Source organism: Ktedonosporobacter rubrisoli (assembly GCF_004208415.1).
In the GTDB taxonomy this organism is placed as follows: domain Bacteria; phylum Chloroflexota; class Ktedonobacteria; order Ktedonobacterales; family Ktedonobacteraceae; genus Ktedonosporobacter; species Ktedonosporobacter rubrisoli.
Map to the genome: position 1 here is coordinate 7603477 of NZ_CP035758.1, position 21085 is coordinate 7624561.

The following is a 21085-nucleotide window of genomic DNA, read 5'->3' on the forward strand; positions in this document are numbered from 1 at the left end:
GTAGTAAAATACCTAGAAAGGGGTGAAAAGCTCTAAAATAAGGAAGGGCGAAAATATGAAACAAGAATATTACGATGCTAAGCAGGTAGCAGAAATCTTAAAGGTATCTATTCCAACAGTTTATAGAAAAGCAAAAGCGGGAGATATACCATCTGTAGGAAAAAGGCCTAACATTAAGTTCCCAAAGCCAGCCATAGACGCAATTGCAGAAGTTGGAGCAAATGATGATGATGAAGACGGCAAGCTATCATTTACACTTTCTACAATAGCAGATGCTTGGACAAAGCAGGAAATAACGCAACAACCATACGAAGATGAAGATGTAGTGCCTTTTAAAACGCTGCTAGAATGGCGTAAAAGGAATAATGAGATATCTATGAACCTTAAAGAGGGCAACAAAATACTAGGCTGGACAACATTTCTCCCGCTTGATGAAAATATTATCAAGGCTCTTATTCGAGATGAGATTAGAGAAAAAGATATCCCTCTAGAGTCCATCAGGAAATGGACCGACAGCCAATTAACTGTTTACATACCTATCATTGAGGTGATACCATCAGGAAATCCTGAAAAAGATGCTAGGCGAGGTCAATTTCTAATCAGAAAAACCATAAGATGGGCTTTAATGCTCACAATTCAGCACGACATTAAAAAATGGTATGGAATAGGAGTAACTCCTGAAGGGCAAGCGCTTCTAGAAGCAATGGGATTTAAACTAATCCTAAGTTTGGAAGATGGCAAGAGAAAAGGATACGCGCTAGAAACCAGGGCCGAGCCAGTGAGGCTCATTGGTCAGTTTCTCAGAAACATGGAAGCATCAGGGATGATACCAGAAAAGGCAACTAGCCTAAAAGGGTAGCCATTCCCATTTATTAATTATCACAAAATAAAAAACAGTTGTCTTACATCAAAAACCAATGTGAAACAACTGTTTTTTTATTAGCTTGAAAGCTTAATAAGTTGGCATAAGAGTAAGAATAATGCGGAGTGCAATGTGCAATTTCTACATCAATTTTTACATCAATAAGGCTTTACAACCTCTTACAAATATTGGCAAAGATACACAGGTTAGAGCACGAAACACAAGATACCTTCTCACGGTTTACCCTTGTGATATAATTGCGTACAACACCCCTCACGAGGGCTTTGAGGTGAGAGGAGCACGCGAAGTACAAGTAGAAAGTACTTCAGATAAAATCTATGTTTCACAAAATATTAATTGCAAACCGTGGAGAAATAGCGCTGCGGGTTATTCGTGCGTGTCGCGAAATGGGTATACGCAGCGTAATTGCCCACTCGGAAGCCGATCGGAATTCGCTTCCTGTGCGCCTGGCGGATGAGCGTATTTGCATCGGGCCGGGGCCAAGTGGGAAGAGTTACCTGAATATCCCAAATATTATTAGCGCTGCCTTTATCTCTAAAGCCGAAGCCATTCATCCAGGTTACGGCTTTCTTTCGGAGAACACAAGTTTTGCCGAAATCTGCAACGACGTCAACATCACCTTTATTGGCCCCTCGGCAAGTGTCATGGCCGTGATGGGCGATAAGGTTTCGGCGCGCGAAGCTATGGCGGCGGCCGGTCTTCCCACCTTACCGGGAACGCCAGTGCTGCACACGCTAGTAGAAGCTCAGGAAGCCGCCCGCGAGATTGGTTTTCCTCTGATGTTGAAGGCCGTGGCGGGAGGTGGGGGACGGGGTATTCGCCTTATTACATCGCCTGAGGAGTTTGACCGCACCTTTGTTCTTGCGCAAAATGAGGTACGCGAGGCCTTCCACGATGACGGCATTTATCTTGAGAGGTACGTAGCGAAAGCGCGCCATATCGAGATCCAGGTGCTGGTTGACCAGTATGGGCATGGCGTCCATCTTGGCGAGCGCAACTGCTCCTGTCAGCGGCGCAATCAAAAAGTGCTGGAAGAATCGCCAAGCCCGCTGCTGCCACGCGAGCTCTGCGAAGAGATCGGCATGAAGGCCATCCGCGCTGTACAGCAGGTTGGCTATCGCAACGCTGGCACGCTTGAATTTCTTGTCGATGAGCAGAACCGCTACTATTTTATGGAAATGAACACGCGCTTGCAGGTTGAGCATCCGGTCACAGAGTTAGTAACCAGCTTGGACCTGGTGAAGGAGCAGGTTCGGATTGCCTCAGGTCTGCCCCTACAACTGCGCCAGCAAGATGTACAACTGCGTGGACATGCCATTGAATGCCGCATTACCGCCGAGGATGCGAGCGCAGGTTTCCGCCCACAGACCGGTGTCGTAGAACAGTACCTGCCCCCGGGTGGACCAGGAGTACGCGTGGACAGCCATCTCTTTGCTGGTTATGAAGTTCCGCCGCACTATGACTCCCTCCTGGCCAAGCTGGTGGTATGGGCCGAGAATCGCAACGAGGCCATTGCGCGTATGCAGCGAGCCCTTGACGAATTCGTTATTGAAGGCGTTGCGACCACAATACCTTTCCATCAACGTTTACTAAATCACGAGGGCTTCATTAGTGGCGATACCTATACGCGCTTTATACAAGAGGAAGCCGTCTCATTAGGTATATAAGGAGGTGACTTTATGTCTCGCGTAGTTGTAACCGGGTTGGGCCTGGTTACCTCGCTGGGTAACGATGTGGCAACCACATGGGAGGCGCTGTGCCAGGGTAAATCAGGCGTGACTGCGATCACCGCGTATGATACAAGCCGCTTCCGCGTTCAGTTTGGGGCCCAGGTTTTGGACTTTGATCCTACCCTCTATATGGACCGCAAGGAGGTGCGCCGCACTGACCCTTATGAGCAACTGGCTATTGCGACGAGTAAACAGGCTCTGGCGCAGGCGAAGCTGGAGGTTACCGATGAGATCGCCGATGATGTTGGTGTCTATATTGGCAGCGGCATCGGTGGCCTTGTCACGCTGCATGAGCAGTTTAAGGTTCTTCACGAGAAAGGGCCTGATCGCATCAGCCCGTTCTTCATCAATATGATGATCGTGGATGGAGCTCCTGGTATCGTCTCTATCATGACCGGGGCGCGGGGTCCAAACTGGGCGGCAGTCTCCGCCTGTGCTACCAGCGGCAATACGATCGGTGAGGCCTGGGAAACGATCAGGCGTGGCGATGCGAAGGTGATGATCGCGGGCGGCTCCGAAAAAGGTATTACGCCAATCGCTATGGCTGCATTTGATAATATGCATGCCCTTTCGCGCCGCAACGATGATCCACAGGGCGCCAGCCGCCCATTTGACGCGACCCGCGACGGTTTTGTGATGGGCGAGGGCTCTGCAATACTTGTCCTGGAAGAGCTGGAGTTTGCCAAAGCGCGCGGCGCCACAATTCTTGCCGAGATGGTAGGTTATGGCTGCACCAGCGATGCTCATCATGTCACCGAGCCGGCTCCTGGAGGCTCGGGCCTCGTACGCGCGATGCGCATTGCTCTGCGCAAGGCAAATTTGCAGCCGGAGCAGGTCAGCTATATCAATGCGCATGGCACCTCAACTCAATATAATGATCGGACGGAGACCCAGGCAATTAAGACTTGCTTCGGGGAGCATGCCTATCGCATGCCCATCAGCTCTACCAAGTCGATGACCGGGCATACGCTGGGCGCGGCTGGGGCTGTGGAGGCCGTCGTTTCGGTTCAGGTCATTCTTAACAATATTATTCCGCCGACGATCAATCTGCATCATCCCGATCCCGAGTGCGATCTCAACTATGTACCTAATGAGGCGCAACATGCTAAGGTGGATGTTGCCATGTCCAACGTCATGGGTTTCGGTGGCCATAATACTAGTATGATATTCAAGCGCTACGAAGAGTAAAAGATGGAAAAACAGAAAAAGCTGGCATGGCTAGAGCGCGTTGAGGACCTTGTGCATGCCCTCGAAGATAGCACTGTTGGAGAGCTAGAGCTAATCGAGGGAGACATGGAGATTGTTATTCGCCGCCAGCCAGGTATCTTAAGCAGCGCCGTCCCTGTGCAAGGCGGTTCGGCTGGGCCGCTGATCCAGGTTGGGGCAAGCGGCCGTGCGCCGCGTGTAGATCAGAGCGTGGCCATCGTTGCCCCGCTGACCGGCGTTTACTATGGCGCGCCTTCTCCCACATTGCCTCCATTTGTGACGATTGGCGATAGTGTGCAGGTTGGGCAGGTAGTGGCGATTGTTGAGGCGATGAAAGTGTTTAACGAGATTACCGCCGATATTTCTGGCCGGGTGGTGGCTCTCGTTGCTCCCAGTGGAGAAGTGGTGCAGAAGGGTGATGTGATCCTGCGCATTGAGCCTGCCTAGCACACATACGGAGGCCTATTTGTGCCGCTGAGGCCTACGAAAAAAAGCTGGAGCAAGATGGGATCGCTGTTTTGGGCTCGACCCACGTGAGGAGACCAATGCAGGGGTAAGTTAGCTTGCCCCTGATTACATATCAGGCACCTGCAGAGGCGCTCTTGTCCATAAGCCTTGCTCCAGGTGCCTATTTCATAGCTGAGCCTTGAGGCTAGTCGAAAGATTGAGCTTCTTCTACTAAATAGCCAGCCTCGCGTAGCCGGAGCAACAGTTCCTCGCATTGCTTTCTATTGCGCGTCTCCAGAGTAATCGTTTCTTCACGCTGCATGATTGGTAAGCGATTTGAGATACGCTGATAGCGCACGTCGATGACATTGATACGCATCTCTGAGATAATACTCAACATACGCATCAGCTCGCCGGGCCGGTCAGTGAGCCGCGTGTGGATGACAAAATAGCGACCGGCAGCAGCCAGACCATGCTCGATAAAGCGGCCAACGAGATTGATATCGATATTGCCGCCTGTCAAAGGCACAAGCACCTTCTTGCCTTTCAGCTTAACCGCCCCGCTCAAGAGTGCAGCCAGGCCCACGGCTCCCGCGCCCTCAACCATCATCTTACAGCGTTCCATCAGCAGAATTACCGCCTTGATGATATCCTCGTCCTGAACCGTGACTACCTCGTCTACCATGTGTTGAATAATGGGGAAAGTAATGGAGCCGGGGCTCTTGACGGCGATCCCATCTGCAATCGTCGTAATGGCCGCCAGGGCTCTTGGCTCCCCTGAGTCAAGCGAAGCGCGCGTGCTTGCCGCTCCAGCTGCCTGAACTCCGATGAGGGTGATATCTGGCTTGAGCGCGCGTGCGGCGATGGCGATACCGGCGATCAAACCGCCGCCGCCGATAGGCACAATGATGGCATCTGCGTCGGGCAAATCGTTGAGCATTTCCAGCCCAAGTGAGCCCTGTCCCGCGATCACCTCGGGATCATCGAAGGCGTGCACATACGTAGCTCCCGTCTGGCGCTGTAGCTCATAGCAGTGCTGCTGCGCATCGTCATAGGTTGGTCCATAGAGCACAACGTTCGCGCCATATTCTTGTGTCGCCGTCACCTTGGCCAGGGGGCATTCTCGGGCATCACAATCGTGCAGGGGATGTTATGCTGAGCCGCGGCAATCGCCACGCCCTGGGCGTGATTCCCGGCCGAAGCCGCGATTACCCCGGCCTTGCGCTGCTCATCGGTCAAGCGATGAATCTTATAGCCCGCCCCACGAACCTTAAATGAGCCGCCCCGCTGCATATGTTCGGCTTTGAGGTAAATATCCGCGCCGGTCATCTGGTAAAACGTACGAGAAGGCGTAAGCGCTGTATGGTGGAGAAGAGGTTTGAGAAACTTATAGGCTTGCCAGACATCGGCAATCGTAACCGGCGTATTAAAGACTTCACTGTGGGTTTCAGCGAGCGGGTCATTTTCTATTAAACGCATGATAGTATAGGACTCCTTTCAGCCCCCATGGGATGTAACCATGGACATCGTAGCTTGCTGCCGCCCTTGCAACTTTGCTATTTCAGTATCCTCAAAGTGGATTGGGGATGCCCTCATGATCTCAGCCGCCTCGCCTGTAGAAAGAGACTATAGCAGAAAGCCTGAACGGTTAAGTGAATTCCTCCAGGATACCATTGAGCAAAATTATAGCGCAAGTGAGAGGGAGTGGCAATACAACCGCGGTTGTGGTAGAGCTCTTAGCTTTCCCAGGTGCTCTGTTTGAGGATGGAGCATGCTAGTACCGCCACAGAGTTAGTCCTGCGAAGCATATTGGGATGATGCAGAATACAATAAGCAAATATCCGCTTTCAGCAGTGGGCGAAACTTACAAAAGAGTTCGTGATTAGATCTACTCCTCCCGGGCAAGCGAACAGGAGGAGTAGATTATACCTGGCCTGGTATTGGTAACCTGGTGAGCGAAAAAAGGTAGCGCCGATACTATTGGCCAGGACGTGAACTTGCTCTTAGCAAAGACAGCCAGCGCTATATAACATGTCGCCACCATTGCATTGATCGTGGCAGTGTTCAAAACGTGCATAGAAATGGCTACATTGTTGCTCTGTGCAGTAATAGTGGCAATATAAGCAAGGACGTCCATCAGCGGTAAGGCGGGGAGCGATGCGCTGAGCGAGGGTATCAATGAGCCGGTTAAGAGGGCCAAGCTTATTGAGAAGTCGGTCAGCGCTAGTTAGTAAAGCCTGCATAAGTAAAACCTCCTCTGGTTTCTATCGCACAATGTACATCTTAATAATGATTGGTTATGTGTCAATCGTCTATGAGATAGGTTCGTTTATCTCCTATCTACGAGAGGCTTCTGCCTGGCACCGTCTGTAGTTATACGCCGCCATTGTTGGTCGCTATCATTAGGATGGCCAGTAGCCAGGACGAGTCCTTGCTCGTCGAGCGAGCAGAAGGATGGCGTCAGGGTAATGCTGTAGCTCTTGAAGAAGGGATTGTCTGGCCTTGTAGCTATGAGCACTGGTACCTCGTCAGCCAGTTCGCGGACCATCTCTGCTGTCTCCGCGCGTGTGCCGTTGCTTACAAGCACAAGCTCTGCTCCCGTACTGCGCATTTGGGGGACCAGGGTCGTTAATGACGGAATAAATTCGCTGCATGGTCCGCAACCAGGCGAGACGAAAACGAATGTGGTAGGACGACCTGCATACTGCTCAAGGGTCATCGTCTCGTCATTGAGAGTTTGGGCAGAAAAATCTGGAGCCTGCGAGCCAAGGGGCGGTCCAACCTCAAGAGATTGAGTGCTCTCCTTTTTCGTATTGACACGCCGGATCAAGGCAAGCGTGAGCAGCAAGTTTAAAATAACAACGACCCAAAGCAGGATCGAACTGACCAATAAGAAGCTTTCCACAATAAATACTCCTTCCTGTACGAGCGAATAATGGATTGAGCCTTATAGAGCGCTCCTTCTGCTTTATATCTGGCGAAATAGCTGCAGCAGATCTCCTAGCTGCGTCCAAAGCAGTACAAAGATTGTGGCTCTCAGGGTGACGGGTAGCCATTGAAGCCAACCGAGCGGTTGAAGCGTCTGATTCAGCCAGCTTTGTATGCCACAACCTCCTGCGGCGCAGAGAAGCAGGCCAGCATTGCGAAAGAGATCGGTAAGCTCAATTGGCTTTGTGTTATTCCCAAAACAGTTGCAAGCTGTCCTCTGTCCCCTCATGAGCACGATAGCTAACGCTCCGCTAAAGACTAGCAGCAGCAGAGACGCTAAGAGAAAGCCGGGAAGTAGCAAGACGTCCCCCAGAAGCATGCATAAGACGGTAACTAGTTCAGCGCCCAAAAAGAGAAAGGCCGCCATCTGACTTAAGCCCACTGGAAGAATGCGGAAGTCAGTAATGGTCTGGCGAAATTTGGCTGGCTCACGCATTTTGCCAAGAAAAGAAATGAGAAAAAGCAGTCCAACAGCCATCCGGCAAAACGCAAGCACATATGATGCCATTATTGATCTCCATCTATTTTTGACAAACAAGAGAAATACGATAAATAGCAAAACTAATTTGCTTTTATCGTATTGGTAAGTAGGATATTAATTCAAACTATTTTGTGCTAAGCACTGTTTTTAGTATAAAATATATAATGCACCAAATAGCTGTGTATTGCGGTGCAGGATGCTCGCTTTACGATATAGGAGTCTAAAGACACGTCTATGGAAAAAAATGGAGCTGCGCTTCATTCCTTTGGATCATTGCTTAAAGAGTTCCGGAGGCGCAAGAAGCTGACGCAACAGCAGCTTGCTGATGGCGTCGGTGTACATCGTAATGCTATCGGGCGCTGGGAACAGGGACATATGCTTCCGGCCAGCAGAAATATGGTCCTCGAACTTAGTAGATATTTGCGGCTGGATGCGCAGGAGGCAAGGGAATTACTTGAAGCCAGTCTCACGGGGCTCTCTCCTCACTGGCTGGTTCCCTTCCATCGCAACCAGCATTTTACCGGTCGTGAAGAGATGCTAAGCACACTGCATAGCCGTCTTGCTGCCGATGAGACAGCCACGCTTTCTCCCACATGGGCTCTCTATGGTCTGGGAGGAGTTGGCAAGACGCAGATAGCGCTTGAGTATGCCTATCGCTATGGCCTGGAATATAGTGCCGTTTTCTGGATCGCGGCTGAAACTGTTGAAAGCATTGTGGCTAGTTTTCGGGCTATTGCGGAGAAACTGGAAATAGTTGAGCGCCAACAGGCTGAGCAACATCTGATTATAAGCGCGGTTCAGTACTGGATCGAGACCCATAGTAAGTGGCTGCTCATCTGGGACAACCTTGAAGATTTTAGCTTATTTCAACGCTTTCTGCCATCCATACGCCGGGGCGCTGCCCTGATAACTACACGCTGCCAGGTCTTTGGCACCCTGGCACAAGGCTTAGCAATACCTGCGATGGAAGCAGAGGAAGCCCTGCTATTCCTGCTGAGCCGGGCTAAAGTGTTGAAGGGAGAAGCAGCGCATGAGCAGATGGAGCAATTTCGGCGGTATGCACCTGACGAATATATCGCTGGCGAAGAATTAGTCAAGAATATGGAGGCCTTGCCCCTGGCCCTTGACCAGGTAGGGGCCTATATCGAAGAGTCGGGATGTAGTATCTCCGACTATCTGCAGCAATATCGGCGCCAGTATTATGGGCTGCTCAAACGACGCGGGGGACTGGTCTCAGGCCACCCAAACTCTGTTGTAACAACTCTTTTGCTTGCCTGCCGTAGCGTCGCCAGACATGATCCGGAGGCCCTTGAATTGTTATATTGTTGCACTTTTTTGGCTCCCGATGCTATCCCTGAAGAACTCTTTATCGATAGTTCTTGTCAAGAAATGGAGAAGAGTAATTGCCCAAATCTTTCCTATCGCTTTGATCAAATAGTAGCCGCCCTACGACGCTTTTCTCTGATCCTCAGACATCCTGAGACGCATACCTTCTCTATTCATCGGCTCGTCCAGGTTGTTTTGCGCGCGGAAATGAGCGAGCAAAAGCTATATAAATACCTGCACCTGGTGATACATGCATTGAACAGCCATTTTCCGGAGGACCATTGTAGCCCTAAGCTCTGGGTGACATGTGAACGTCTCCTTCCCCACGTGCTGACTGTAATCAGCATCATTTCAGATCAGCAAGGAACGCCGGAAGTAGTTGAGGTGCTACGGAAAACTGCTGACTATCTTCGTGAGCGAATTCAATATGAGCAAGCTGAAGCGCTATTGCTGCGCGCCATGACCATTGGCGAGCGGGCCGTGGGTCCGCTCCATCCGCTGGTTGCCTCCGTGCTCAATAGTTTGGGATATCTCTGCTATGACCTTGCTCAGTACAGTCGGGCCGAGCTCTATCTTCAGCGGGCCATGGAGATCTACGAGCAGGCGCCCGAGGTCAAGCATCCGCAACGGAGCTATCCCTTGCAAGGGATAGCGCTGCTTTGCTATCGGCAAGGAAAATACAGAGAGGCTGAAGAGTTATATCAGCGGGTGTTAGGTATTCAAGAGGCGGCGCTGGGAAGCGAGCATTTTGTTGTCGCCTGGATCTTAAATAATCTGGCAATGCTCTATATAAAGCAAGAAAAGTACGGGCAGGCCGAGCTCTTGCTTCAACGTATTTTACATATTGGCAGCCAGATATTAGAGCCAGAACATTTCCTGGCACCTTACCTGCTCGGTAATCTAGGAGACCTCTATCTCAGGCAGAGATGGTACGAGCTGGCTGAAGCGGCGCTGCAAAGGGCCTTGCAGATCTGGGAAAAGACGCTAGGGGTAGAGCATCCGCGCCTGGCGCTTCCCCTATGTGGACTAAGTGAGATCTATATTGAGCAAGGAAAATACGAACAGGCCGAAGCATTGTTACTCCGGGCCAGAGCAATTTGTGAACAAGCCTTCTCGCCTCTACACCCCCAAACCTCGGAAGTCGAGCTTATACAGGCTGCGCTCTGCCAACAACAAGGAAAGGACGAGCAAGCCGAGCACTTGTTGCTAAGCGCGTTGACCATTCGTCAATTCCACCTGAGCCAAAACCATTTTGATATAGCCGTAGTTTTCTTAAAGCTGGCGTTACTCTATATGAAGCAAGGAAAATACGAGCAGCCGAAACGCTTGTTGCCAAGAGTCCTGAGCATCTTTGAGCAAAGCGTAGGACTGGCCCATCCACAAGCTCTGGAGGCCCAGAGAGCTCATAGCCGCTTGCTCAAACAACTAGAGGAGGCGCATTCTACATAGCTGTCCCCTTGCTGATAGATGAGCAGGCCAATGTAGCCTGAAATAAGTAGCAGCGTGATCAGGGTCGATCACGCTGCCCGAATATGCTTAATTGCGCGCGCGGAATATCTTCACACGGCGGTAGGGCTCTTTTCCGCGACTGCGCGAGAGCAGGTTATAGCGAGTGGCCATCTGATGCTGCAGACGGCGGATATAGGCGTTTGCCGGGGCCAGTTCTGCCGTCGTCAGGCCTTTATTCAGGACCTGATGAATAGCGTCTTCAGTCTCCAACAAAGCCTGTTTCGTCGGATCATCGAACTCGGAACCTGAGCGTTCATTCTCTGGCTCATCATCAAGCAAGGTTTCCTGCGGTAGATCGAAGATGCGAGCCAGGGCATGCTGCATCTGCGTCACCGTATTATTCTTAAGAATGATGATCAGCTTACGTTCCTGTTCCGCCTGCTGTAAGCGCTCTGGTTGGCGGCGATAGTAATTCTTCAGCGTAACCACAGCATCGGCTTCTGCCTGATTATTGGTAATGATAATCGGAACGCGCAACTGGCGGGCCGACTCGGCCAGGCGATCCCGGTTTACGCCAAAGGGATATACACGCAGCGTCTTCAGCGCTGGTACAGCCTCTGCGCTCCTTTCTGCCTCCTGATAGACATCATCCGAGATGAGTGGGCGGCTAGCCGTGACCAGGGCCGTACGCGTCTCCACATCGGCGGGAGAAGTGCCGGTTGGCGCTAAGGCTTTGACCTCAGCAGGGACCTCGCTGCGTACGCGCAGACGCTCGCTACTGGTGGCACGCGAGCCCCCTTGCGGACCCAGTGGGCGTAAGGGACCCCAGTTGCTAGCAGAGCGTGGAGGGCGCTCAAACATGCTCGTGGTAAAGCCCTGTCGTCCCTGATTCCCAGCGGCCCCTAAGCTGCCTGCGCCCCAGGTGGGAACATCCATCCCACCGGCCGTAATGCGGCGCATAGACACCCGTCCCGACTCCTCATCGCGCATGCGCTCCTCGGCAATAATCGCCTGGCCGCGCAGCATGTTGTCTACCGTATCGGCAACATCGCGATGGATAACAACCTCTTCCCAGCTCTGCTGTTCGACAACAACTTCAAAGGTAGGTGGGGCCTTACGCTCAAGAATACTCTTTTGCGTATGACGTCGCCGCGCTTCCTCGTCACCAAGTGTCACTGTCTGAATGCCCCCAACCAGGTCTGAAAGCGTTGGGTTCATCAGCAGATTTCCCAGTGAATTACCGTGGGCCGTAGCGACTAGCTGGACACCGCGCTCCGCAATTGTGCGGGCCGCAGCCGCCTCAAGTTCAGTGCCAATCTCGTCGATGACAATGACCTGGGGCATATGGTTCTCCACCGCCTCGATCATTACAGCATGCTGTTCTGCCGTACGCGCTACTTGCATGCGGCGCGCACGTCCTATACCAGGATGAGGAATATCGCCATCGCCAGCAATTTCGTTCGAGGTATCGACCACCACTACGCGCTTGTTAGCTTCGTCTGCCAGGACGCGAGCTATTTCGCGCAGCAGGGTAGTTTTGCCTACACCTGGGCGACCAAGAATTAAGATGGATTGCCCCTGCTCAACGATATCGCGGATCAGGGCAATACTACCAAGGACCGCGCGACCAATACGGCAGGTCAAGCCGACGATGCGTCCCTTGCGGTTACGCAGCGCGCTGATGCGGTGCAGCGTGCGCTCGATACCCGCGCGGTTGTCATCGCCAAACTCACCGATGCGCTCGACCACGTATTCAAGGTCGCCATAGGTCACAGGCTGGTTACTAAGGATCACCTCCCCATCAGGGAATCGGCCCTCGGGCAAACGCCCAAGGTCCATCACGATCTCCAGCAGTTCGCTTCGGTTGTCGAGCCGATTAACCGCGTCGTGGATGCCAGGAGGAAGGGTACCCAGCAGAGCCTCAAGATCGTCAGTGACCACATGTTGCATAGGCAGTTTTATCACCTCATAATTTTTTGGCGAGAATTGACCGTCCCCAGGCCCTTCAAGCCATAGACCGCTCTTTGCTCCAGCAGGGGGACTGTGCTTTGCCTCATGGCAAGTAATGCCACATGACGCACCAGCAAAACCTTGGTCAGGCTTTGCTCAAATCCGCTGTTCCGCAGAGCAGTGATTACAAAAGAATCGTACTCGCGCACCAGGCAATAAATGCGCCGTACGTCTGTCTCCTGAAGCCTGCTGATACCAAAACGCAGGAGCGGCTCAGCCAGATCAGCATGCTCCGGGTGGACACTAAGAAAGATGCGGTGCGGCGAGGAGCCGTGACCCCTGCAAAGCCGTAACCAGGCACCTATCCGAACGCCGACATCACAGACATAATTCTCATTCCCCCGCACGAAAAGGGAAGAAAGGGAACGCTGCGGGCCGACGTTCAGCTTAGCATATTCTTCGCTATTATCAAGCAATTCCGCCATCTGGACCCGTTGCGGGGTGACGGAACGATAGATTTGATGTAGACCCCAGACATGGTGGCGATTCCAGCGCCTTAACGAGGGTAGCGGAGGCTCTGCCTTAAGCGCGGTAGAACCCGGCTCATAGACGTAAGTGAGCTCGCGCGCATAGCGCTGAAAGCCTGCGCGCTGGAAGAGCCCTAGCTCTGGCAGCTCATCTTCAACTTTGGCAAAGATGCGTAAAATGCCATGCTCGGCGGCCATCTCCAGCGTGTATTCCAGCAAGGCATTGAGTATCTCCTCGCTGGATATTGTGCGCTGGGTCATAGAGGCCAGATAAGATATGGACCAGGCATTATGCGACGGACGTTCGCAGACCTGGGCAAAACCGAGGAGGCGCCAGTGGTCCTCACAGATCCATGTGCGAGATGCGGGATTGACTGGTAGTATATTGCGCAAAAAGAACGATTGGGGTAAATCACTCTCGACAGGCTCCAGCCAGCACACAAAGTTCGCCAGTTCGTGCTGCTTATGGCGGGCACGACGGTCAATTGAGTAGATGATGCCCGGCAAATCAACATATAATACCGGTCGTATCATCCAGTGCTCCCGCGTCTCACAGGGGCCGCTGTATATAGGCCCCTATCCCTTGACGCCCTGTACTATGCGGAGAAAGTACTGATGAAAACGTGAGTCTCTTTGGCCTTGGGCCCGAGGTACCTCCGGATGAAATGCAGTGCCCAGCAAGTTTCCTTCACGGACAGCGACGATCCTTCCATCGTCGAGCGTTGCCAGCACCTCCACCTCCGGACCAGCCCACTCAACGGCTGGTCCACGGATGAAGAATGCATGGAATGGCGCTTCTCCAAGCGCAGGCACCGACAGATCAGTCTCAAAACTTTCCCGCTGACTGCCAAACGCATTACGACGAACACGAATATTCATGGAAGCCAACAATGGTTGACCAGCCAGTGCGTTATCCGTCTCCTTTGCCAGAAGAATCATTCCCGCACATGTGCCCCAGACGGGAAATCCTTCATGAATTTTTCTCTGCAAAATTTCCTGCAAGCCGTACACTATCATAAGTTTACCGATAGTCGTACTCTCGCCACCTGGTATAATTATACCATCTAAATCTTGTAATTGCTCGGGGAGTCGAATGGCTTTTCCTTCTACTCCCAGTTCGGTCAGCGTTTTAAGATGAGCTTCAAAGTCACCTTGCAATGCTAATACGCCAATTCGGGTCGGAGAGTTGCGCCTTTCCATAGCAGAATTACCACCCACGCCTGGCCATCAGTTGCTCTTCGGGCAAAGTATCAAGATTAATTCCTACCATTGGCTCGCCAAGATTGCGCGATACTTCGGCAAGAATCTCGGGGTCCTGGTAATGGGTTGTCGCGCGGACAATGGCTTTAGCTCTCTTCAATGGATCACCTGATTTAAAGATACCGGAACCAACAAAGATACCCTCGGCTCCCAGTCTCATCATCAGGGCTGCATCAGCGGGGGTGGCGACTCCACCGGCTGAGAAGTTGACAACTGGCAGTTTGCCGCTGCGGGCGATCTCTACAACGAGCTCATAGGGGGCGCCAAGATTCTTGGCTTCGGACATCAGTTCCTCTTCGGGCAAGCTTTGCAAGCGGCGAATGCCGTCCATGACTGTGCGCATATGGCGTACGGCTTCGATAATATTGCCGGTACCCGCTTCTCCCTTGGTGCGCAGCATGGCGGCTCCCTCGCCGATACGACGCAAGGCTTCGCCAAGATCGCGCGCGCCACAGACAAAGGGGACTGGGAAGAGATGTTTGTTGACGTGGAAACGCTCGTCGGCCGGGGTCAGGACCTCGGATTCATCGATACAATCTACGCCTATCGCCTGGAGAATCTCTGCCTCGACAAAATGTCCAATGCGACATTTGGCCATTACTGGAATTGTGACCGCCTCTTTGATCTGGATAATGAGCTCAGGGTCGCTCATGCGCGAGACGCCTCCCTGGGCGCGAATGTCAGCCGGAACACGCTCCAGAGCCATCACTGCGGAAGCTCCTGCTTCCTCTGCGATCCGTGCCTGCTCTGCATTCACTACATCGCAAATCACTCCTCCCTTGAGCATCTCTGGGAAGTTACGTTTTACTTGTACGGTTCCTGTCTGCTTTTCCATGATTTATTCTCTCCTGGAGTGTGTATTGTGTATAGACTATTTCTATCAGAATTCTATCACACCATAGAGGGGTCATCTACAGCCAATTGAAGCTGGCGAAACCAGCCATGCTGATTGGCTTGCCAGGCTGACGGTGGAGCTGCTGCCCGCATTGGTTCGCCTTGTGTAGTTTTTTGGCAGCCTGGCTCTATACCATCTTTCCCTCTTTTATACTCAGCTAAAGGGAGCAGAAAGAAGATTGCACGAGCCTCTCAGGCTCCTTAAACGGCCTTCTCTAATTAAATAGGATCTGTTATACTTATGTGCAGAGGCATCCCGTACTTGTTCTATTAATCTTTGCGCTCAATGTAAGCAGGATATTTTGTATCTCGCTCCTCGCGAACACGAGCGTAAAAGATCATCATTAAGCGCCCGCGCTTGATGATCCATCTCTATTTTCTTACCGCAGCGTGTTTTGTCCACTTTTCGTTCCGACGTGCTCAAACGTAAGCAAAGTCAAAGGGGGACCTCGACACAATGTATACGCTGGAAGTGAGCGGAGTAACAAAATATTTTGGGAAAGCGTGTGCACTTGACAATGTGAATTTCCAGGTCAGCGATAGCGAGCTCTTTGCTCTGGTCGGGCCTTCGGGCAGCGGCAAGACGACTATTTTACGCATCATTTGTGGCCTGGAAACTGCAGATTCTGGCAAAGTTATTCTGGATGGACGAAATATCTCTAAGTTAGAGCCTGGCGCCCGCAATATAAGTATGATGTTTCAAAGCCCTTATGGTTTACTGCCCTTCTTGAATGTTTTTGATAACATCGCCTTCGGCTTAAAGACTCGCCGTTTGGATTCTTCGGGCATTGAGATGAGGGTCGTAGGGGTTGCCCATACCCTTGGTATCTATCACTTGCTCCAACGTAAAATCGCGCATCTCTCAGGTGGTGAACAGCAGCGCGTTGCGCTGGCGCGGCTGTTAGTTCGGGAGACGGCTCTTTCTATCTTCGATGAACCTCTTTCCCATATTGATGCTCATCAACGCCAGCATACTTTGCGCGAGATACTGCTGGTACACCGGATGAAGCACAGGCCAAGTATTTATGTCACTCACGATCATGTGGAGGCCTTTGCCGTGGCCAGCCGCATTGCGGTGCTGGCCAATGGACGCGTTCAGCAGATCGGGACGCGCGATGAGCTGCTGCACACCCCTGCCAATCTCTTTGTGGCCCAGTTTATGAGTACGCCACCCATGAACCTGGTTTATGGCTACCTGCAGGGAGCCTATACGCAGGAAGGCATGCGCTTTCGTGTGCTCTCCAGGGATTTCTCTTTGCCACTGCCAATGGCCTGGACGCAGTTTATACAGCGCAACAACTGGCCGGAGGTCGTGGTGGGGGTGCGGCCCGAGGCGATTGTGCCTCTGGGGGGCCTGGATGCTGTGGCGGCAAAATCGTATTTTCGTCTCTATGCCGAGATTGTTGGGCATGAAGGCCACGAAAAGAGCATTACTGTCAGGCTCAAGGTGGGCATCGCTACTGAGCTTAATGCGCTGATGTACGATATGCTGCCGGAGAATTTAAGGACGGGACAGAGAATGGTGGTAGGTATAGATATTGCCAGGCTATGCCTGTTTGATCCGCGGGATGGGCGTTTGCTGCTTGGACCACAGACAGCCGTGGTTTAAATTAAATGCAGGCTCAGGCGTAATGCTTTATCTACGCGGCGCAGATCATCTACACTGATCGCCCCCCTCTTGCGAATCAAGCGCGTTTTTTCGATAGTCATGATCTGCTCACATTTTACGTCGGTATAATCGGTTAGCCCGTTTTCTTCAGATGGCGCGATGCGTACATGCAGCGGTAATTCTCGCGCCGTACGGCTCATTGACGCCACAATCGTCAATGGATACGAACGAGAAGCGTTGCCATTGTCGTTCTGAATAATTAAAGCAGGGCGAGTGCCCTGTTGTTCAGCGCCACGACCGGGTGACCAATTCACATCCCAAATCTCACCACGCCGGGGATCGGGCCAATATTCATATGATTCTTGTTGTCGCGGGCTGGGCAACGTGTGCCTGGCCTCTTCACTCATGCAACTATACCTTCACATCCAGCAGCAAAAAAAAAGCGCGCCTCTTCCACGGTGTCAGGAATAGAACCAAGGTAGGCATAGGCTTCATCGAGGGATTGATTGAGAGAGGAGAGTTCTTGTTCGCGTTTCTGAATGATAGCTGCTTTTAGCTGCTGGTAGTTGTCTTGTCTCATAATCTCCATGATCGTTTCTACTACGTCTCCTAGAGACGAATCCAGCTCCACAGCTAGAGCCTTCAATTCTTTGTGCTGTGTTGAAGGGATTAATATTGATTTACGAACGAGGTTCTCATGACGATAGAAATCAGTATGCACGACAGCCATGTAGATGCCTCCTAGTTACAAAACTCGACGCCATCTCTTTCAATTGTACTGGTCTCCCCTTTAATTGTCAATAAAATGGCGCAGGGAAGAATTCATGGCTAGTGGATGAGATTTTACGCATGTGATGTGTGTAATACCTCAAATAAGCCGCCGATGCATGGGTTAAAGGCGTGAAGGATGGTCGGCGGCTTATCTCGCATGCTTGCTAACACAGCGTTACATCCGCTTAACAATGTTCATACTGTTTGTGCTGCTATCGTGCTTTCCAGGCCCAGAGCTTTGATCGCTTGCTCACGTAGGACAAATTTCTGGATCTTGCCGCTTGTCGTCATAGGGAAGCTCTCGACAAACTGGAAGTAGCGAGGTATCTTCTGGCGGCTTAATCGGCCCTGACAATAGCTGCGCACATCCTCTTCGCTGAGGGTGCCTGGCTGATGGGCTCGGATGACTGCCAGCAGTTCTTCGCCAAAGAATCTATCAGGTATGCCCAGCACATAGACGTCGGCGATGGCGGAATGGCTGCTCAGGACTGCCTCTATCTCGCGCGGGAAAATAGTTTCTCCGCCCCTGACTATCATCTCTTTGAGCAAACCAATGATGCTAACATAGCCATGCGTGTCTATGCTGACGAGATCGCCAGTGTGCAGCCAGCCATCTCCATCGATGGATTCGGCTGTCCTATCTGGCATGTTGTAGTAGCCCTGCATGACCAGATAGCCCCGGCAACATAGCTCACCAGGTTCCCCGCAGGCTACAAGCTTTCCCGTGGCAGGATTAATTACTTTTACTTCGATGTGGGGCAAGGGGACGCCCACGGTAGCTGCTTTGAGCTCGAAGGGATCGTCTGGTCGCGTGAGTGTAATGGCGGCGCTGGCTTCCGTCTGGACGAAGACGATGGCGACATCTGCGCCCGTGCGCTCCTTGACTTCTTCCATCAATTGGGCCGCGACGGGAGCGCCTCCGCTTACTACAGCTCTGAGTGAGGAGAGATCATAGTTGCTGAACTCCGGGTGGTGCAGCATGGCGCTGAGCATGTCAGGGGTGGCCCCCAGTAAGGTGCAGCGCTCGACGCTACAGATTTGCAGAGCTCGGGCAGGATCAAAGGCGATAAGCGGGTGGAGCGTTGTGCCTTTATAGAGTGAGCCGAGCGCGGCAAGAATACAACCGCTTACGTAGAAGAAGGGTATGGCCGTACAACAACTGTCCGCGGAGCTCACTCCCCAGCGCGTAGCAAAATCGATGGCATTGTTGAGAATGCTATAGTGAGTAAGAACAACGCCCCTGGGAGTCCCTGTGGTGCCCGCAGTAAACTGGATGATGGCGGGATCGCCAGGACGAATGGTGGCCTGACGTTGCTGCAGGGCTTCGGAGCTGATTTGCGCTCCATGCGCTACTATCTCGCGGAAAAGCGCCGGGCGCCAGTCTTCAAGTTCTGATGTGTGCGAGGGCGAGGCTCCTAAGAGGCAGACATAACGCAGCTGCGGTAGCTCTGTACTGCTCACCTCGCCATATTTCAGGCCTGGTGTCAGCAGAGAACGTACCACCTTGCGGCAATCATGCTCGTGCATCCGAGCCATAAAGAAGAGGGCTACAACGTCGGCTTGCTTAAGCGCGTAGGTCAGCTCCTCACCTTGATAGGCTGGATCAATTGTGACCAGAACCAGCCCGGCTTTGGCCGCCGCCATCTGGAGCAGCAACCATTCTGGCATGTTAAGCGACCAGACTGCGATGTGCTCTCCTTTTTGCAGGCCCAGGGCCAGTAAGCCGCGCGCAACCTCGTCGACGTTGCTCCGATAATCTTGGTAGGTCCAGCGAATATCGAGCGCTTCGCTGTACTCAGGATAACAGGAGTAGACGATGGCCTCGCGCTCAGGAATCTCGTTTGCCCGCTGATCCAGGAGATCTCCAACAGTTATTTCTTGCAGTGGCTCTTTGCTTGTCTCAGCCCGCCAGTATGACAGGCCATTGCCAGTCATGCCCATATACATATCCTCCTGTCAGGCACGCTACATCTCCATGTCCGATAACGTAGAAGTATCTACTCAGGCTTCTCGTCTGAAAAGGGAAAGAATATAGAATTCGGGCAACACAGCTACTTGCTTTCCTCTATTCGTAGCGTACGCTCTATGTCAAAATGTGTCAAGCTGTTACTTTAAGTGTAGCGAAGCCGGCAAAACCAGGCCTGAGCTGTGGTCAGGCGTAAATAATGCCGCGCCGCACAAGAACTAGTTATTTTCCTGCGCTCTGGCTCTTGACAAGATCTCCTTAACGGGCCATGCTATTACAGCAAAGTTGCTGCAATAGTCGTTGGCCCTAAGCTTTGCCGGCATGGCCCGCGATGGTTGGCGAGACTGTTACAGGATTGGCTGGCAAGCATAGTTGCCCCGGGCTCTTCTCGAAGCTCGTTTACGCCACGCGCTGGACGGGTAGAAGATTAAGCAACGGCTCGGTTCAGGGAGACCGAGAACTTGCTTGAGGCCAGGCAAACTTTTAAGCTGAGCGAAAGGACAAAGGAAGCATTGTATGTTTGATAAAAGTAAGGTCGGCACAAGTTTTCCACCCTTTAAGATCGAGGTGGAGCGCTGTAAAATTCATGAATTCAATCTGGCAATCGGTGATCCAAATCCTATTTATCATAGTCGCGAGGCGGCCCTGGCTGCCGAGTATCGCGATGTGCCGCTTTCACCTACGGCCGCAACAATCTTTAATTTCTGGGGCAATACGCAGGCGGCCGAACAGTTTGCCAGCGTTGGCATCAACGTTAAGCGTATCCTGCACGGGGATGAAGAGTATGAGTATCAAGCGCCAATCTATCCCGGCGATGTCCTGACCGGGGTCATGCGTATTGTCGAAGGCAAGCACCGCCAGATGAAGGATGGCTCTTCGCTCGATGTCCTCACTACAGAGATACAATATACGAACCAGCAAGAGCAGCCGGTCTTAAAAGCGCGCACAACCATTGCTGTTCGCGAGTAATGAAGTACTGAGCAACATAGATCTATAGCGTATCATACTGGCAATTGACCTTTTTTGATTTGTCCTCTATACTTAGCTCTGGAACTGCAGCTTTGTGGATGTAATGCTCCACGCTTCGCGGTCAGGGCGCTGCATTTAAGGAGAAGAAGATCGCATGTCCACTGATATTCATACATCAGGCCCGCGCTATTTTGAGGATGTCCAGGTAGGCGACGCGATTCCCCAACTCGTGAAAGATCCTGTTACCCATTTACAGCTTGTGCGCTATGCCGGTGCTTCTGGCGATTTTAATCCTCTGCATACCGATCCCAGGATCGGTGAGGAGATCGGGACCGGAGGCATTATCGCTCATGGTATGCTGATTATGGGCTTCGTGGGCCAGATGCTTAGCGATTATGTGGGGCCGACTGCCCTGCGCAAGTTTAATGTGCGCTTCAAGGGTATGACCCACCTTGGCGATGTTATCACCTGTAGCGGGACCATTACGAGCAAAGACGAGGTTGATGGCGAGGGCCGTATCTCGGGCAAGGTTCAGGCTGCTGATCAGAATGGCGATGTGAAGGTCGTCGGCTCTTTTGTCGCGGCCTTGCCCCGTAAAGCTTAAATATTTCGTGTTAAATCAGCCCTGT

The 21085-nt window shown here is 52.1% G+C and carries 18 protein-coding genes and 1 pseudogene; 8 read left to right on the forward strand and 11 right to left on the reverse strand.

Annotation, left to right across the window (positions count from 1 at the left end):
- Positions 1 to 55: 55 nt before the first annotated feature.
- The 4 genes from EPA93_RS33045 (at position 56) to EPA93_RS33060 (ending at position 4266) form a co-directional block, all read left to right on the forward strand.
- On the forward strand, positions 56 to 859 hold the full coding sequence (locus tag EPA93_RS33045) for a helix-turn-helix domain-containing protein (RefSeq protein ID WP_129891604.1): 804 nt from the start codon (positions 56 to 58) through the stop codon (positions 857 to 859).
- Positions 860 to 1200: 341 nt separating this feature from the next.
- Complete coding sequence (gene accC, locus EPA93_RS33050; RefSeq protein ID WP_129891605.1) at positions 1201 to 2550, forward strand: acetyl-CoA carboxylase biotin carboxylase subunit; 1350 nt, start codon at positions 1201 to 1203, stop codon at positions 2548 to 2550.
- A 12-nt stretch (positions 2551 to 2562) separates the two neighbouring features.
- Positions 2563 to 3801, forward strand: coding sequence for a beta-ketoacyl-ACP synthase II (fabF, locus tag EPA93_RS33055; RefSeq protein ID WP_129891606.1), 1239 nt, complete (start codon positions 2563 to 2565; stop codon positions 3799 to 3801).
- Between the two features lie 3 nt (positions 3802 to 3804).
- Positions 3805 to 4266, forward strand: coding sequence for an acetyl-CoA carboxylase biotin carboxyl carrier protein (locus EPA93_RS33060; RefSeq protein WP_129891607.1), 462 nt, complete (start codon positions 3805 to 3807; stop codon positions 4264 to 4266).
- A 205-nt stretch (positions 4267 to 4471) separates the two neighbouring features.
- Here the strand turns inward: EPA93_RS33060 and ilvA are convergent.
- The 4 genes and pseudogenes from ilvA to EPA93_RS33080 all read right to left on the reverse strand — a co-directional run bounded on the left by ilvA (position 4472) and on the right by EPA93_RS33080 (position 7762).
- Positions 4472 to 5745, reverse strand: a pseudogene (ilvA, locus tag EPA93_RS33065) (threonine ammonia-lyase).
- Between the two features lie 524 nt (positions 5746 to 6269).
- The gene (locus EPA93_RS33070) at positions 6270 to 6509 is read right to left on the reverse strand and encodes a hypothetical protein (RefSeq protein WP_129891608.1); all 240 of its coding nucleotides are present in this window, start codon (positions 6507 to 6509) and stop codon (positions 6270 to 6272) included.
- Positions 6510 to 6595: 86 nt separating this feature from the next.
- Positions 6596 to 7171: a peroxiredoxin family protein gene (locus EPA93_RS33075; protein WP_165423559.1), complete on the reverse strand. Its 576-nt coding sequence runs from the start codon at positions 7169 to 7171 to the stop codon at positions 6596 to 6598.
- A gap of 63 nt (positions 7172 to 7234) precedes the next feature.
- Entirely contained in the window at positions 7235 to 7762 is a 528-nt protein-coding gene (locus EPA93_RS33080; protein WP_129891610.1) for a MauE/DoxX family redox-associated membrane protein, read from the reverse strand.
- Positions 7763 to 7969: 207 nt separating this feature from the next.
- Here EPA93_RS33080 and fxsT point away from each other — a divergent pair, with 207 nt between their 5' ends.
- Positions 7970 to 10510, forward strand: a complete 2541-nt coding sequence (gene fxsT, locus EPA93_RS33085) for an FxSxx-COOH system tetratricopeptide repeat protein (protein WP_129891611.1) — start codon at positions 7970 to 7972, stop codon at positions 10508 to 10510.
- Between the two features lie 87 nt (positions 10511 to 10597).
- On the opposite strand, the gene EPA93_RS33090 is transcribed toward fxsT, so the two are convergent.
- Genes EPA93_RS33090 through pdxS form a run of 4 tightly spaced genes read right to left on the reverse strand, consistent with a single transcriptional unit; the run spans position 10598 to position 15082 of the window.
- A complete protein-coding gene (locus EPA93_RS33090; RefSeq protein WP_129891612.1) occupies positions 10598 to 12460 on the reverse strand; it encodes a R3H domain-containing nucleic acid-binding protein in 1863 nt (620 codons plus the stop codon).
- 11 nt (positions 12461 to 12471) lie between these two features.
- On the reverse strand, positions 12472 to 13521 hold the full coding sequence (locus EPA93_RS33095; protein WP_129891613.1) for a hypothetical protein: 1050 nt from the start codon (positions 13519 to 13521) through the stop codon (positions 12472 to 12474).
- A 42-nt stretch (positions 13522 to 13563) separates the two neighbouring features.
- Positions 13564 to 14187 carry a pyridoxal 5'-phosphate synthase glutaminase subunit PdxT gene (gene pdxT / locus EPA93_RS33100; protein ID WP_129891614.1) on the reverse strand — a complete coding sequence of 208 codons (624 nt, stop codon included), beginning with the start codon at positions 14185 to 14187 and terminating at the stop codon, positions 13564 to 13566.
- A 7-nt stretch (positions 14188 to 14194) separates the two neighbouring features.
- Positions 14195 to 15082 (reverse strand): pyridoxal 5'-phosphate synthase lyase subunit PdxS, encoded by an 888-nt coding sequence (gene pdxS, locus EPA93_RS33105; protein ID WP_129891615.1) that lies wholly within the window; start codon positions 15080 to 15082, stop codon positions 14195 to 14197.
- A gap of 516 nt (positions 15083 to 15598) precedes the next feature.
- Between pdxS and EPA93_RS33110 the strand changes: the two genes are divergently transcribed.
- Positions 15599 to 16750 (forward strand): ABC transporter ATP-binding protein, encoded by a 1152-nt coding sequence (locus EPA93_RS33110; RefSeq protein ID WP_129891616.1) that lies wholly within the window; start codon positions 15599 to 15601, stop codon positions 16748 to 16750.
- On the opposite strand, the gene EPA93_RS33115 is transcribed toward EPA93_RS33110, so the two are convergent.
- The 3 genes from EPA93_RS33115 to EPA93_RS33125 form a co-directional block, all read right to left on the reverse strand.
- Complete coding sequence (locus EPA93_RS33115) at positions 16747 to 17157, reverse strand: type II toxin-antitoxin system PemK/MazF family toxin (RefSeq protein ID WP_129891617.1); 411 nt, start codon at positions 17155 to 17157, stop codon at positions 16747 to 16749. The two genes, EPA93_RS33110 and EPA93_RS33115, sit on opposite strands and share 4 nt — an antisense overlap.
- Entirely contained in the window at positions 17154 to 17480 is a 327-nt protein-coding gene (locus EPA93_RS33120) for a hypothetical protein (protein WP_129891618.1), read from the reverse strand. Before EPA93_RS33120 ends, EPA93_RS33115 begins: the two co-directional genes overlap by 4 nt.
- Positions 17481 to 17716: 236 nt before the next feature.
- Entirely contained in the window at positions 17717 to 19462 is a 1746-nt protein-coding gene (locus tag EPA93_RS33125; RefSeq protein ID WP_165423560.1) for an AMP-binding protein, read from the reverse strand.
- 541 nt (positions 19463 to 20003) lie between these two features.
- Here EPA93_RS33125 and EPA93_RS33130 point away from each other — a divergent pair.
- Positions 20004 to 20456, forward strand: a complete 453-nt coding sequence (locus EPA93_RS33130; RefSeq protein ID WP_129891620.1) for an FAS1-like dehydratase domain-containing protein — start codon at positions 20004 to 20006, stop codon at positions 20454 to 20456.
- A 154-nt stretch (positions 20457 to 20610) separates the two neighbouring features.
- Positions 20611 to 21060, forward strand: coding sequence for a MaoC/PaaZ C-terminal domain-containing protein (locus EPA93_RS33135; RefSeq protein WP_129891621.1), 450 nt, complete (start codon positions 20611 to 20613; stop codon positions 21058 to 21060).
- Positions 21061 to 21085: the final 25 nt, after the last annotated feature.

What these genes read in the sequence shown, in the direction of transcription:
- fxsT (WP_129891611.1), top strand. Translation starts at nt 7,970, where the DNA reads ATGGAAAAAAATGGAGCTGCGCTTCATTCCTTTGGATCATTGCTTAAA.
- accC (WP_129891605.1), top strand. Translation starts at nt 1,201, where the DNA reads ATGTTTCACAAAATATTAATTGCAAACCGTGGAGAAATAGCGCTGCGG.
- EPA93_RS33115 (WP_129891617.1), bottom strand. Translation starts at nt 17,157, where the DNA reads ATGAGTGAAGAGGCCAGGCACACGTTGCCCAGCCCGCGACAACAAGAA.
- pdxT (WP_129891614.1), bottom strand. Translation starts at nt 14,187, where the DNA reads ATGGAAAGGCGCAACTCTCCGACCCGAATTGGCGTATTAGCATTGCAA.
- EPA93_RS33130 (WP_129891620.1), top strand. Translation starts at nt 20,004, where the DNA reads ATGTTTGATAAAAGTAAGGTCGGCACAAGTTTTCCACCCTTTAAGATC.
- EPA93_RS33110 (WP_129891616.1), top strand. Translation starts at nt 15,599, where the DNA reads ATGTATACGCTGGAAGTGAGCGGAGTAACAAAATATTTTGGGAAAGCG.
- EPA93_RS33090 (WP_129891612.1), bottom strand. Translation starts at nt 12,460, where the DNA reads ATGCAACATGTGGTCACTGACGATCTTGAGGCTCTGCTGGGTACCCTT.
- EPA93_RS33060 (WP_129891607.1), top strand. Translation starts at nt 3,805, where the DNA reads ATGGAAAAACAGAAAAAGCTGGCATGGCTAGAGCGCGTTGAGGACCTT.
- pdxS (WP_129891615.1), bottom strand. Translation starts at nt 15,082, where the DNA reads ATGGAAAAGCAGACAGGAACCGTACAAGTAAAACGTAACTTCCCAGAG.
- EPA93_RS33120 (WP_129891618.1), bottom strand. Translation starts at nt 17,480, where the DNA reads ATGGCTGTCGTGCATACTGATTTCTATCGTCATGAGAACCTCGTTCGT.
- fabF (WP_129891606.1), top strand. Translation starts at nt 2,563, where the DNA reads ATGTCTCGCGTAGTTGTAACCGGGTTGGGCCTGGTTACCTCGCTGGGT.
- EPA93_RS33080 (WP_129891610.1), bottom strand. Translation starts at nt 7,762, where the DNA reads ATGGCATCATATGTGCTTGCGTTTTGCCGGATGGCTGTTGGACTGCTT.
- EPA93_RS33095 (WP_129891613.1), bottom strand. Translation starts at nt 13,521, where the DNA reads ATGATACGACCGGTATTATATGTTGATTTGCCGGGCATCATCTACTCA.
- EPA93_RS33045 (WP_129891604.1), top strand. Translation starts at nt 56, where the DNA reads ATGAAACAAGAATATTACGATGCTAAGCAGGTAGCAGAAATCTTAAAG.
- EPA93_RS33070 (WP_129891608.1), bottom strand. Translation starts at nt 6,509, where the DNA reads ATGCAGGCTTTACTAACTAGCGCTGACCGACTTCTCAATAAGCTTGGC.
- EPA93_RS33125 (WP_165423560.1), bottom strand. Translation starts at nt 19,462, where the DNA reads ATGGGCATGACTGGCAATGGCCTGTCATACTGGCGGGCTGAGACAAGC.
- EPA93_RS33135 (WP_129891621.1), top strand. Translation starts at nt 20,611, where the DNA reads ATGTCCACTGATATTCATACATCAGGCCCGCGCTATTTTGAGGATGTC.